Origin of the sequence: Lysinibacillus sp. NPDC095746 (genome assembly GCF_044763535.1) — a bacterium.
Lineage (GTDB): Bacteria > Bacillota > Bacilli > Bacillales_A > Planococcaceae > Lysinibacillus.
Map to the genome: position 1 here is coordinate 113,352 of NZ_JBIWGL010000004.1, position 12,995 is coordinate 126,346.

Here is a 12,995-nt window from a genome sequence, read left to right on the forward strand (position 1 = left end):
AATTGCTCATCATAACTAAGCAATCATTTTTTTAAAATAAGCCCACATTCCCCAAGTAAAAACAACTAGAAAGACCGTAATTATAATTGTCGCTATTGGAGAATCTTGATATGGTAACGGAACATTCATTCCGAAAAAGCTTGTAATGACTGATAAAGGTAACATAATAGTTGAAATGACCGTTAATAAATTAAGCTTTTCTATTGATTTACCACTTATAATAGAAAAATACGTATCCAAAGTACTGTTTACTAAATCTCTATAAGTTTCTGTTGATTCTACAATTCGTTCTAAATGATCATTTAAATCTTTATAGAATGGTATATTTTCCTCACGAATGTCAAATTTCCACTGTCCATTACTATTTGAAAAAATTCTTTTTTGAGGCATAATAGCTTGTCGAATTAAAATAATAGTTCTTTTTAGTGCAAGGAATTCTTCCGTAACTTCTTTTGGTTCATAATCATATATTTCTTCTTCTAGCTCATCAATCCGTGCTCGAATTCGCTCTAAAACCGGGAAGTATTCATCCGTAATGCCATCGATAATAGTATGCAATAGAAAATCGGTACCTTTATCTAAATACTTTGTACTATTTAAACACACATTCTCTATATGCCCTAGCCATTTAAGTTTTTGTTTATGAACCGTTACAACATAGTTAGGACCCATAAAAATGTTTAACTCTACTGTTGTTATTTCATTGCTGCTTTTTTCATTATAAATTGGTGCATGGAAAACAAAAAATTTATATTCCCCATAATTATCCATTTTAGGACGTGAGCCTTCATTAAGACAGTCCTCAACTGCTAATGGATGAAAACCAAATATTTCAGCTATATCATTCAAGTCGTTGTAATTGTATGCATATAAATCAACCCATAACAAATCCTCAGCATGGAGGTTATGATTAAATTCTTTAATCTCGAAATTATGTTGTACTGCACTATTTCCTTTTTTAAAATAATGGATTTTTTTCATTGTTCTTCACCTCATGTTTTATTATTTAAGGAAAAACAAATAGGTGACGTTATTGATTATAATTTAGCTTGTTTTAGAAGCGTTTCTCATCAATACCCATTTGTTTTTGGCGATAAGAAATCGACAATCCTTAATTCTTCACTACTACTTACCATTTTCGTATTCGGTTCAGGGCCACTATCCATTTCTCATCACCTTCCTTAAATAACAAAAACACACCTCCAACGAATGAAGGCGTGTTGAATACACGTATCAAAGAACAGCATAGTTAAAAAACTACTCTGCTTTCTTCCTTCAAACGTTGAGTTTTAGCACTATGCGGCATAGGAATTACACCAGCTACGTTAAAAAACACCTTATTTCGATGATTTCTGTTGACCCATTGGCGTCTCTCGACATTTTTGGGCAGTAGCGTATCTCCAGCATAGGAGCCTCACCTAACGAAGGGATTGTTATTTTTATAGTTCCTGTAAATCATAATGCATAGTGTGACAACTGTCAAACGGAACATCGAATTTTAAAAATCTTTAAACAGTTGCCCACTAAAATTAATGATTATTTTTCAAAAAGTTTTCTACCCGATGAACGAATTCTTCCCTATTATAAGAATTATAAAGTGCGCTGGCTAAACGAACTGAGTCCCCAAAGAAAAAGCGCTCATATAGTGTTTGTCTTGTACCAAAGCTACTCATCGTTAAATCCCAAGCTAGGCGGAATTTTTTGACGCGCTCCTTTCCACCATCCTGAAACGACTGTAAATAATGCTCAAGGTCGCCGTCATCCTCAGTAAATGCTTTTTCACTTGGAATGGACATTAATCCGCTTGCGCCAAGTAACTGGATAATTTCAGTAAAGGTCGGATATACTTTAGGGAACAACTGAATAGCTACTTGTACTGTTGGAAGATCAGGTCTTATAAAACCAAATTCATCTCTTTTTGCTTCTACTTCAGACTTTATCAGTAAGGCCTTCATCGTTTCTAATGTCACGATGATATCCACGACCTTTTGCTGCACATGTTGATACCCGCCAATATTTATCGTATTTACAATTGACTGTACAACACCTAAGACAAATTCTGTTTTAGCAATTTGACGTGTCAGAACTTGATGTAAACCATATGTTTGAAAACCACTTACGTTCAAAAAGCTATTGGCAACTTCCACATTCTCATAATAAAAGACGCGTTCCCACGGCACTACAACATTATCAAACACAACGATTGCATCCATTTCCTCGTAACGACTACTTAATGGATAATCAAAAACCGATTCTCCTCCGACAAATGATTGCCTACATAAAAACTTCAAACCTTTTGTATTACTTGGGATTGAGAAGGCAAAGCCTTTTCCTTCATCAAAACCATTTGTTGATATAACAAGGAGTTCGTCTGTAATTCCTCCCTGTGTCGCTAGTAATCTCGCACCTTTAATTACTAATCCCTCGCTCGTTTTATCTACAATTTTAGCAGCAATTGTTACATCTTCATCTTCAAAATAAAATTTTTCACGGTTTACTTGTGGCTCGATAAATGTATGTGTCATCGTCAAATCGTTCTCACGAGCATACTCATAAAATTTTAACAAATGCTGCGGGAAACAATTTGGCTTATCTTTCAAATATTCTGCCACTGATGCTAGCGCCATTAATGTCGTATTCATGTAATCTGGGCTTCTCCCCATAAGGCCATTATTGGATAATGCCCACTCTCGTATTGCATTACGTCTTTTCACGAGATCATCGACTGTGACCGCTTGAAGGAAAGACATACCTACACGCTTATTGCTTGTTGGTGAAACATATGTCATCTTTTCAAGCAATGCCTCTTCATTTTGTAAATCAAAAAGCTTTGCCTGACTCTGCATTACTCCCATAAATGCTGGATGCTCAGACACCTTCCCTGTGACAACTTTCCCATCAATCGAAATATAAGTTTGTAAAGCGTCAATACGGTCAATATATTGTTTTCCTGTAATTACTGGCATGCAGTCACCCCTAAACGTTACAAATATTTTTATACTTGATAGTATATGAATTTTCCTAATATTAGGTTCCGATTACGGCAACTGTATTATAGCAAACCCTCAGTTTTTCTATACTGTATTACTTTTAAAACACAGTTAAAAGTCTGCAATTATTGCTTGATTTTTCAGTTACTTTAGATAAAAACGGTTTCAATTAGCGCTTTTTTAACGTGTTCAATTTTGCGACACATTCACAAAAAAGTACTTTTCAACTAGTACAGATTCGCTAGATTTTTTGTATAGGCAGGTGTAAGATAGCTTCGTAACCAAAACAACAACATCTTTTTATAAAAGGAGAATATATATGAATAAACAAATCATCTCATACGTGGCGGAAATGGAAGCTGCTTTAATGAATAAAATGGAGGATCATAATGAAGAAAATCTTTTATTTTCTATTGCTTCAGATATGATTGCCAAAGAAAAAGATCAATTTAAAAATGTTTGCCAAGCATATGAAGTCGTTAAACATCATTTAGTTGGCATTCACTAAATTGTGCGAAAGCGTAGCGGCAGCGGCAGCTGCAATGTTTGGACTCCCAATTAAAAAATCGCATAAAAAAAACCGATCAATTTCAGAATTGATCGGGTTTTTTATTTTACTGCGCGTACGGAAGAACCATTTTTTGGAATTGCGTATTTGTTGTTTGTTGATTACTAGATAAGCGTTTAATTTGATAGACATCATCGTACGGATTGTTGTAGCCATGCTTCGTTGAAAATGCCATTGTGAATCCAACTTCCTTTACCGCATTAATGATATTCGCATTGTATTGCCCAAACGGATAAGCAAAAGCTTTAGCATTCGGAATAATTGCTATACTACGCTGTAAATCCTGAACAACCTCACGATAAGGAGTTAGAAGCATTTTGCCTCTATTCCCTTCTAAAACATGTAAATTATAAGTGTGTGATTCAAATGCAAAAACATCTTGCATATTTGTTATATCTTGACGTGAAAGGGGCTGTAAATCATTATAATTAAAAATTTGCCCATCTTTCGCACTTTCATTACGGGACGTAATTAAAAATTGTGTAGCTTTAAAGCCATTGTTTTTAAGTACAGGATACGCATATTCACGTGTCGACAATAGGCCATCATCAAAAGTCAAAACAATTGAATAGGCAGGCAATGTAATTTCATTGCGCATAAAACGCCATAATTCGTCTACAGTAATCGTTTCGTAGTTTTTACTTTTTAAATACTGCATTTCTTTTGTAAATTGAACATCTGTTACCGTAGTACTTAAATTTTTGAAACGCCCAAGCTCGTGCTCTTTTAATACATGATGATACATCATTACTGGGACACCACGATCAATCGCTACTTTAGAGCTATGGATATATCCTTCACGGCCGCCAAGTACTGTTACGTACCAAGCACCTTCTTTCCGCAATATCGGATAACGGCGATTTGTATCTAGTTTAGCAAATGGCTGCATCGCTTTTGTTTTATTATCATAAATCTCGCTGTTTGCAGAAGTAGGGATGAAATACTCATTTTTCAAGGCATTGTCCTTACCAACATTTTTATATGAAGGTGTATTTAAAAATTTCACCTTTGATTTTTCTGCATAAACATATGATTTCCCCCAACGAACTTGAACATACATTGGGTCCATTGAATCTACAACTTCTAGCTGCTGCCCTTTCATTAGCGTAGCAATAGCCATCTCTTTTTCACGGCGGAAATCATAAAGAATGACATTTTCTAACGCCTCTATATAGCCATTTTGTTTACTAGGAGGGGTTGTAGTTGGTTTTTCAACAGGCTTTGTTGTATTTGTATCTGTATTTGTTGAATTTTGACCATTTTCTTTCACTACAAAATTACTATGTACGAAGCCTAAGCGTCCGTTCACAGCAATTCCATACCAATTACCCATTCCGCTATATATAGGGAAGCGAACTCCCTCAGACAATGTAGCAAATTGAACAAGTTTACTGCCAGTATTATCGTAAATCGGTGCAACCTTTGTTGCAACAATATAATCCGTTATTTTAGCAGTAGCTGGGACTGTATTTTTATAAGTGGTTGCTGGAACAACAGTTGTATAACGTTTTTCAATATAACCATAATAACCACCCCAACGAATTTGCCACCAATTTGCTCCATAATCTTTTGTTACTTCAAAAGTTTGTCCTGCAGATAATGTCCCCACCTGAACTAGTGAGCCTGAACGATTATCAAAGACAGTTGCTTCTTCATTCATCTGGATGACAGTATTTTTTGCATATGCTTTTTCTGCAAAAGGTAATAGCATCATGAATAGAAGCAATAATAATAAGCGTTTCACTTTATTCACCTCAAAAAAATTTTAATTATCTTTTACTGCAATCATTAGACGATTTTCTAACCTATAAAAGTTATTGGTATTAATTTCATAAATCATATTTTTCCAAGAGCTTATTAGAGAGGTGCCCGTTTATTGTTTCAGAAATCTTGGTGCATTCACTCACTTATCTAAATAATCATACGGCGAGACACCCTCCATTCCAATCAATGGATGGATATATGGTTCTGTTTCTACCGTTAGTTTGAAATCAATGGATTTTTCATGTTGTAAATTTTCATTTAATGGAATCGTTTCTACTTCTACAATTTCCTCTGTAACTTCCATTGGATTGAGTCTTGCACGAAGAGACGTAAAGCGCTGTAAATCATCCGTACGCTGTAAGCCATCTGCTAGCACATCCGGCTCGCCACATAAAATTAAGAAATTTTTAGCACGCGTAATACCCGTATATAACAAATTACGACGCAGCATTTTAGAATAACCACGTACAACCGGCATAATAACAGTTTGGAACTCTGAGCCTTGAGATTTATGAATAGAACAACAGTAGGCAAGTGTCAATTGATTGAGATCACTTCGTTGATAAGTTACTTCAATACCGTCGAATGACACAACAAGCAAATCTTGTTTCTCAATCGTTTCCTTTGCCTTAATAATACTAATTACCTCACCCATATCACCATTAAAAACATTGCTTTCTGGTTGATTGACAAGCTGTAAAACTTTGTCCTTTATGCGATATGTGACATCACCAAAAACGAGCTCTTTTCTAGTACCAGTATCGTTTGGATTAATAAGTTCTTGAATCATTTTATTTAAATTGTCTATTCCTGCTGGACCTTTGTACATAGGTGCTAACACTTGGATATTACGGATTTCTTGACCTTTCGCAACCGCACTTTTCACAACCTGAGTGACAACGCTTGCTACCTGATCTGAGGAGGCTTTAATAAATGAACGGTCAGACGTTTTTACTGTTAGATCATTTGTGATATTACCACGTTTAATTTGATGCGCAAGTTCAATAATCGTTGAGCCCTCTGCTTGTCGATAAACATCTTTCAATTCCACAGTAGGTATTTGCCCGGATGCCAACAAATCCTTTAACACCTGTCCTGGTCCTACTGGTGGAAGCTGATCTTGATCTCCTACAAAAACGACTTGTACATCCTCATGCAAGGATTTTAATAGTTGATGCGCGAGCCAAGTATCGACCATCGACATTTCGTCTACAATAATGAGTTTTCCTGTTACCTCACGCTCAGTTTCTTCCTCTTTTTCCTGACCTGTAAAACCTAATAATCGATGAATTGTCATTGCTGGAAGTTCTGTCGATTCCGATAGACGCTTGGCTGCACGTCCTGTTGGAGCACATAAAATAATCGGAAAAGGTTCTTCTTTTTGTGCATATTCCTTCGGGTTCAATGATAATCCGTGTAGCTTTGCATACACTTCTACCACACCCCGAACAACAGTTGTTTTACCTGTCCCAGGTCCACCAGTTAAAATCATAACGGCGGAATTTAATGCTTGTTCAATCGCATTCGCTTGCGTTTCAGCATATGTGACATTAAGAAATTCTTCTGTTTCACCAATTGCTTTACGTATTTCGTCCTTACTAAAATGTTCAGCTTTATTGTTACGTTCGATTAAAGCTAATATTTTCGATGCAATTCCTACTTCTGAGAAATATAGGGATGGTAAATATAGTCTTGTTTCTTCTCCACAAATTTTACTTTCCTCACGCAATTCGATACAAGCTTTAGAAATGATCTCAAAGGGAATTTCCTCTCGTTGGCTTTGCTCAAGCATATCTTTTACTAATGGTAAAACATTTTCTGCATCTAAATACACATGCCCATCTGATAAAGCTGCTGTATTTAGAGTATGTAAAATCGCCGCCTTAATACGGTCTGGATGATTGCCAGTAATCCCTAATTTTGCACCTAGCTCGTCGGCACGAAAGAAACCAACACCCTCTACATCTTCAATCAGGCGATATGGATTTTCAGTTAATAATTCAACGGCCTCTGTTCGATATGTTTGGTAAATTTTCATGCCAAGCTGTGGTCCGAAACCCCATTCATTAAGTTGGATCATCACTCGTTCTAAGCCTAAATTTTGTTCAATGGTACGATGGATAACCTCTTTTTTTTCAGCAGATAAACGAGGCACAGCATCAAGAGCATTTGGGTCCTCTAAAATAAGACGTAACGCATTTGCTCCTAATTTTTCTACGATTGTTTCAGCAGTTTTTTTTCCGACTCCAACAAACAAATCACTCGATAAGTAATGAATAATGCCCTGCTCTGTTGCTGGTACTTCCTTTGTAAATGTCTCAATTTGAAATTGCACACCATATTTTGGATGTTGTTTCAATAAACCAGTAAAACGATATTGTTCATCCATCTGTAACGGCGGAAAATATCCAACAACTATTATTTCCTTATCTTCATACTGTAAGTTGGTCTCCTGAATTTTCACACGAACTATCGAATACATATTTTGTGCATTATGAAAGATAGAGACAATTGGGCGTCCGAGTATAAAAAATTTATTTAATTCAAATAAATCCAGGTTCTCTGCCATTCTCGGTTCGTCCTTTCGTGTTCATTTCAACCATATTATTTTACCACACCATAACGTGAAAAATCGTTTAAAAAGAGAATTCAATAAATTTCTATCAATATTCATCCATTTTAATCAAGGATATCCGCTTCCATTGCGCGAAAGCGAAGCGCAGCAGCAAGATGTTAGTCACTCAGGCATTTTCACCGGATTTGATGCCCTAAGCTACGTTCCTCTATTTCAGCGATGTTTTAAAACCCTTGTTTCACCACTTATAAAGGCGGGAGACTTCACTTAGCTGTTGCTACATAAAAACATTTGCTTGTTAAAATTTATTGATAAAAACATTTCACGGTTTTCATCATCCTTTCCATGCTATGATATAGGTGAATTTGTCGCACGGAAGGATTGTGAAACTATTGGAATTTAGACCTTGCATTGATTTACACGATGGTAAAGTAAAACAAATTGTTGGCAGCACACTAGGTCATAAAGATCAAGAAGTTATCGAGAACTTTATTTCAAATCATGACTCTAGTTATTATGCAAAAATGTTTGCTAAGGATCAATTAACAGGTGGTCACATTATTATGCTAGGTGATGGAAACGAAGAAGCCGCATTAGCAGCATTAGCAGCATATCCCAAAGGGTTGCAGGTTGGTGGCGGCATCACCACGGAAAATGCAAATAAGTATATTGATGCGGGAGCTACCCATGTTATTGTCACATCATTTATTTTCTATGATGGTAAGCTCCATTTAGATAGACTAAAGCAATTAGTTCAGATTGTTGGTAAACAACATCTTGTCATCGATTTAAGCTGCCGTTTGCGCGATGGAAAATGGTTTGTTGTTACTGATAAATGGACAAAGTTTAGTGACTTTGAAGTAAATGCTGAGTCTATTGCATTTATCGAAAATTTCTGTGATGAACTACTTATTCACGCAGTTGATGTGGAAGGAAAAAAAGGCGGTATGCAAGAAAGCTTAGTGCATGATTTAGCCACTTGGACAACAATTCCAACAACATATGCTGGTGGGGTTCGTTCTTTGGACGACTTAAAGAAATTTGAAAATATCGCAAATGGTAGACTTCATGTGACAATCGGTAGCGCTCTTTCAATTTTTGGTGGAGATTTACCTTATTCAGATGTGGTGAAATATTGCAAAAAAGGCGAAATTTAAAATGAATTATAAAGGTGAAAATTTCAAGGAACTACGGATCATTCTCTTTCGTTGCATGGACAACTAGATGATGAACAAATGCTACTTGCGTTTTCAAAATCTATAAAGCTGCTTCTTATGTGATCAAGAAACAGAGCCCTAAGGCTGAAATTATCGTTTAATTACTAAGGGGACTAGACACCCCTTTTTTATTTTTACAAAGTAAATTTATGACTCAAGAATAGTATACATAGATTCAGAGCCCTTATTTCTATTTAGTAACTATTTTTGTTAAGCTAATATTGAATATAAAATAATTTAGTTACTACTAAAAGAAAGGATTTTATGAAGTATGAAAAATGAACTTGAAGCAACCACTTTACAAACTTTACAAACAGAATTAACACGCTTCTTTTTAGTCTATAAATTTGCCCTGCAGGAAATTGAAACGAAAATAACTATTTTACAAGAAGAGTTTAAGCTCATTCATGAATATAACCCGATAGAGCATTTATCAACTCGCGTAAAATCACCGAAAAGCATATTATTGAAGGTCAAGAAAAAGAACCTTGAGCCATCTATTGAAGCGATTCGAGAAGATATTCGTGATATCGCAGGTGTTCGAATCACTTGCTCCTTTGTAGAAGACATATATAAAGTGAGTGCAATGCTACAGGCACAAAATGATATTGAAGTTGTGGATGTAAAGGATTATATTGCCTATCCAAAGGGAAATGGCTATCAAAGCTTGCATCTTATTATAAAAATCCCTATTTTTATGTCCGATCGTATGGAAAAGGTCTATGTCGAAATTCAAATTCGTACAATTGCAATGGACTTTTGGGCCAGCCTTGAACATAAAATCTATTATAAATACAACAAGGAAGTACCTGAACATATCCGTTTTGAATTGAAGGAGGCTGCTATTCAAGTAGCTGAGTTGGATCGAAAAATGGAGCGACTTAATAAAGAAATCAATATTCTAAAAGCGAACGAAACAGAATCATCGATTTTAGAAACTACCCCAATTGCACATTTAGCACAATATATATATCAACTACCATTTGATAATCCTTCAGATGAAGACTAAAATAACTAAGGATGCTGAACTAGTTTCGGCATCCTTTTAGTTTGTTGAAATCCTATTACGTAAATGAATAGTATTACTCTTCGGAACAACGAGGGGTTGATTTCCGTTCCGGCTGGGCGCTTTCCTGGGGGCGTCCGATGAGCCGCTTCGCTTCGCTCCAGGGTCTCATCTGTGACGCTGATCCCCAAGGAGTCGCCCAGCCTCCACTCCAATCAACCAATTCACCTAGCATGTATTATTTAGCATAGGATGTTATTTATAATAATAATACTTTTGCTGAGGAACTGTTGATTTTTCACGGAGAGTGGCGACTCCTGCGGGATTGCTTGCGCTGAAAGCCCCGCAGGAACGTAGTGACGAGGAGATTGAAGCCAAGCCCGCAGAAAGCGCCAACTCGGAGTGAAAATCAACCTTTGTTTATTGATACACTTTAATATATGTTCTCTTGTAGATAATTTAAAAGGATGCCAACATAATTTTGGCATCCTTTCCGTATTTGTGAGCATTTATTTTAGTTAAATCGCTGAGCAATCATATCATAGATATAACGTGCTTGGTCGTATTCTGGCTGTAATGTAAAGGCTTGTTTAAGGTGATACATAGCATCTTCTGTTTGCTCAGTAGATACCGCATATAGTACACCTAAATTATAATGTGCATCTGCGTTATTCCAATCCTGTTCGATCAAATAGTCTAATTCCTTTTTACCTTCTTCGAACATTTCTAGCGCACATAGCACGATGGCATATGCTAGACGAATTTGTGCGTCTTCTGGTGCAAGCTCTGAAGCTCGTTGTAAATAAGGCAGTGCAAGCTTCGGACTTTCCATTCGTTCAAAGCATTTGCCCATCATATAATACACATCTGCGCCTTCAATTTTATGTTTTAGTGCTTGCTCATAAAGCTTTACTGCTTCCGCATATCGTTCCGCATTATAATATAAATTTGCTAAACCATAATAAGCAGTTGCTGCCGTTTCATCAACTGTAATTGCTTTTTGAAAAAAACGTTCTGCACGTTCAGTATCCTCTAAGACCGCTAAAAGATTTCCGAAGTTCACATAACCAATTGGGTTTTTAGGCTCTGCTTCAATTGCTTGTGTAAAAAGTTGTGCAGCATCCTCATAGCGCTTTTCTTGAAACGCTTGAATGCCCTGCTCGTTAAAATCCATTGTTATTCCTCACCTCTATGTAGCGAAAGATTGCCTAAACTCTATACGCTTTAGGAAAGAGTATGAGCAATCTTTTCGCAAATTAACCTACATATGTTAGTTTTTCATTATTTTTAAAGACTTCGTCGATTGTACCTCCACCTAAACATTCTTCACCGTCGTATAGTACCACAGCTTGTCCAGGTGTAATCGCACGTACTGGCTCAGCAAACGTAATATGTGTACGTCCATCCTCTAAAATTTCCACTTCTACTGGTGTATCTGTTTGACGATAACGGAATTTTGCTGTGCATGAAAATTTCCCGGGTAATTTTTTTGTCGAAGTATAGCTCATTTTCACAGCAGTCAGTGAAGTTGAAAATAGCGAATCATTATTGAAGCCTTGCCCAACTAGTAGCACATTGCGCGCCAAATCTTTCCCTAACACGAACCAAGGTTCACCGTCGCCACCAATTCCAAGACCATGACGTTGACCAAGGGTATAGTACATTAATCCGTCATGTTGACCCATTACAACACCATCCATTGTCTCCATCTTACCAGGTTGTGCTGGTAAATATTGACTTAAAAATTCTTTGAAATTACGCTCTCCAATAAAGCAAATTCCTGTTGAATCTTTTTTCTTCGCTGTTGCTAACCCAGCTTCCTCCGCAATTTTACGGACTTCTTTTTTCTCAATATGTCCAATTGGGAACATTACATGCGACAATTGTTCCTGTGATAATTGGTTTAAGAAATACGTCTGATCTTTATTATTGTCAATGCCTCGAAGCATTTTAACTTCGCCATCGCTACTACGATCAACTCGAGCATAGTGACCTGTCGCTAAATAATCAGCTCCAAGATCCATCGCATGCTCTAAAAACGCTTTAAATTTAATTTCCTTATTACACATAACATCAGGATTTGGCGTACGTCCTGCTTTATACTCTTCTAAAAAGTATGCGAAAACTTTATCCCAATATTGCTTTTCAAAATTCACTGCATAGTATGGAATCCCGATTTGATTACATACTTTAATCACATCATCATAGTCTTCTGTAGCTGTACAAACGCCATTTTCGTCTGTATCATCCCAGTTTTTCATAAATATCCCGATTACTTCATATCCTTGTTGTTTCAGTAAATATGCAGCAACCGAAGAATCTACCCCACCCGACATGCCGACAACAACACGAATTTGTGAGGGGTCACGTGTTTCTTTCATTATGGTCACCTTTTCTTTTATTCAATTTCTATTAAATATATAATTTTTTTGAATCATTACCAAAACGAGTGGTTGATTTCCGTTCCGACTGGGCGCTTTGTTGCTGTCGCTTCGCTTTCGCACAGAGCAAAGCTTCCTGGGGGCGTCCGATGAGCCGCTTTTGGTGCTGCCGCTACGTTAACACTACGCTTTCGCACAGAAAACATCCGCTTCGCTGCAGGGTCTCGGGCCAACACGATGTTGGTCACGAAGGCGTTATCACAGGATGTGATGATTTTAGCCTTCGTTCCTCTATCGCTAATCCCCAAGGAGTCGTCTAGTCTCCACTCCAATCAACTTATTTACATAGTAGACGTTTTAACAAAAGTCACCCACAATTTTTGGTTATAAACCCGATTTTTAAAAGATGTGTTGATTAATCCTATTTTTACACATTCAAATTAATTCGAAGAGGCTGATTTCCGCTACGGGCTACAAACAGTTAAAAAGGGAAA

Annotated in this window: 10 protein-coding genes and 1 riboswitch; of the genes, 3 read left to right on the forward strand and 7 right to left on the reverse strand. The window is 36.7% G+C overall.

All coding sequences use genetic code 11. The features are described 5' to 3' along the window. Positions 1-15 precede the first annotated feature (15 nt). Both ACIQ7N_RS04710 and hpaB read right to left on the reverse strand, forming a co-directional pair. A complete protein-coding gene (locus ACIQ7N_RS04710; protein ID WP_402930524.1) occupies positions 16-981 on the reverse strand; it encodes a magnesium transporter CorA family protein in 966 nt (321 codons plus the stop codon). Positions 982-1,267: 286 nt separating this feature from the next. Next, positions 1,268-1,433, reverse strand: a riboswitch (M-box (ykoK) riboswitch). Positions 1,434-1,529: 96 nt separating this feature from the next. Then, entirely contained in the window at positions 1,530-2,966 is a 1,437-nt protein-coding gene (gene hpaB, locus ACIQ7N_RS04715; protein WP_132356927.1) for a 4-hydroxyphenylacetate 3-monooxygenase, oxygenase component, read from the reverse strand. Positions 2,967-3,309: 343 nt separating this feature from the next. Here hpaB and ACIQ7N_RS04720 point away from each other — a divergent pair, with 343 nt between their 5' ends. Continuing rightward, positions 3,310-3,498 (forward strand): hypothetical protein, encoded by a 189-nt coding sequence (locus tag ACIQ7N_RS04720; RefSeq protein WP_132356928.1) that lies wholly within the window; start codon positions 3,310-3,312, stop codon positions 3,496-3,498. Positions 3,499-3,604: 106 nt separating this feature from the next. Here the strand turns inward: ACIQ7N_RS04720 and ACIQ7N_RS04725 are convergent, their stop codons facing one another. Together ACIQ7N_RS04725 and recD2 are read right to left on the reverse strand one after the other, a co-directional pair. Further along, the gene (locus tag ACIQ7N_RS04725) at positions 3,605-5,302 is read right to left on the reverse strand and encodes a polysaccharide deacetylase family protein (protein ID WP_402930525.1); all 1,698 of its coding nucleotides are present in this window, start codon (positions 5,300-5,302) and stop codon (positions 3,605-3,607) included. A gap of 159 nt (positions 5,303-5,461) precedes the next feature. Then, positions 5,462-7,891 carry an SF1B family DNA helicase RecD2 gene (gene recD2, locus ACIQ7N_RS04730; protein ID WP_402930526.1) on the reverse strand — a complete coding sequence of 810 codons (2,430 nt, stop codon included), beginning with the start codon at positions 7,889-7,891 and terminating at the stop codon, positions 5,462-5,464. A gap of 398 nt (positions 7,892-8,289) precedes the next feature. On the opposite strand from recD2, the gene hisA reads away from it, so the two are divergent. Continuing rightward, a complete protein-coding gene (gene hisA, locus ACIQ7N_RS04735; RefSeq protein ID WP_402930527.1) occupies positions 8,290-9,054 on the forward strand; it encodes a phosphoribosylformimino-5-aminoimidazole carboxamide ribotide isomerase in 765 nt (254 codons plus the stop codon). A gap of 331 nt (positions 9,055-9,385) precedes the next feature. Beyond that, positions 9,386-10,123 (forward strand): GTP pyrophosphokinase, encoded by a 738-nt coding sequence (locus tag ACIQ7N_RS04740; RefSeq protein WP_402930528.1) that lies wholly within the window; start codon positions 9,386-9,388, stop codon positions 10,121-10,123. Between the two features lie 511 nt (positions 10,124-10,634). Here ACIQ7N_RS04740 and ACIQ7N_RS04745 read toward each other — a convergent pair. The 3 genes from ACIQ7N_RS04745 to ACIQ7N_RS04755 all read right to left on the reverse strand — a co-directional run bounded on the left by ACIQ7N_RS04745 (position 10,635) and on the right by ACIQ7N_RS04755 (position 12,698). Next, positions 10,635-11,294: a tetratricopeptide repeat protein gene (locus tag ACIQ7N_RS04745; RefSeq protein WP_402930529.1), complete on the reverse strand. Its 660-nt coding sequence runs from the start codon at positions 11,292-11,294 to the stop codon at positions 10,635-10,637. A gap of 82 nt (positions 11,295-11,376) precedes the next feature. Continuing rightward, positions 11,377-12,501: a tRNA 2-thiouridine(34) synthase MnmA gene (gene mnmA, locus ACIQ7N_RS04750; RefSeq protein WP_402930530.1), complete on the reverse strand. Its 1,125-nt coding sequence runs from the start codon at positions 12,499-12,501 to the stop codon at positions 11,377-11,379. Between the two features lie 56 nt (positions 12,502-12,557). Further along, complete coding sequence (locus ACIQ7N_RS04755) at positions 12,558-12,698, reverse strand: hypothetical protein (RefSeq protein WP_402930531.1); 141 nt, start codon at positions 12,696-12,698, stop codon at positions 12,558-12,560. Positions 12,699-12,995: the final 297 nt, after the last annotated feature.

Coding starts and splice junctions, on each gene's coding strand:
- ACIQ7N_RS04710 (WP_402930524.1), bottom strand. CDS start 981: ATGAAAAAAATCCATTATTTTAAAAAAGGAAATAGTGCAGTACAACAT.
- hpaB (WP_132356927.1), bottom strand. CDS start 2,966: ATGCCAGTAATTACAGGAAAACAATATATTGACCGTATTGACGCTTTA.
- ACIQ7N_RS04720 (WP_132356928.1), top strand. CDS start 3,310: ATGAATAAACAAATCATCTCATACGTGGCGGAAATGGAAGCTGCTTTA.
- recD2 (WP_402930526.1), bottom strand. CDS start 7,891: ATGGCAGAGAACCTGGATTTATTTGAATTAAATAAATTTTTTATACTC.
- ACIQ7N_RS04740 (WP_402930528.1), top strand. CDS start 9,386: ATGAAAAATGAACTTGAAGCAACCACTTTACAAACTTTACAAACAGAA.
- ACIQ7N_RS04745 (WP_402930529.1), bottom strand. CDS start 11,294: ATGGATTTTAACGAGCAGGGCATTCAAGCGTTTCAAGAAAAGCGCTAT.
- mnmA (WP_402930530.1), bottom strand. CDS start 12,501: ATGAAAGAAACACGTGACCCCTCACAAATTCGTGTTGTTGTCGGCATG.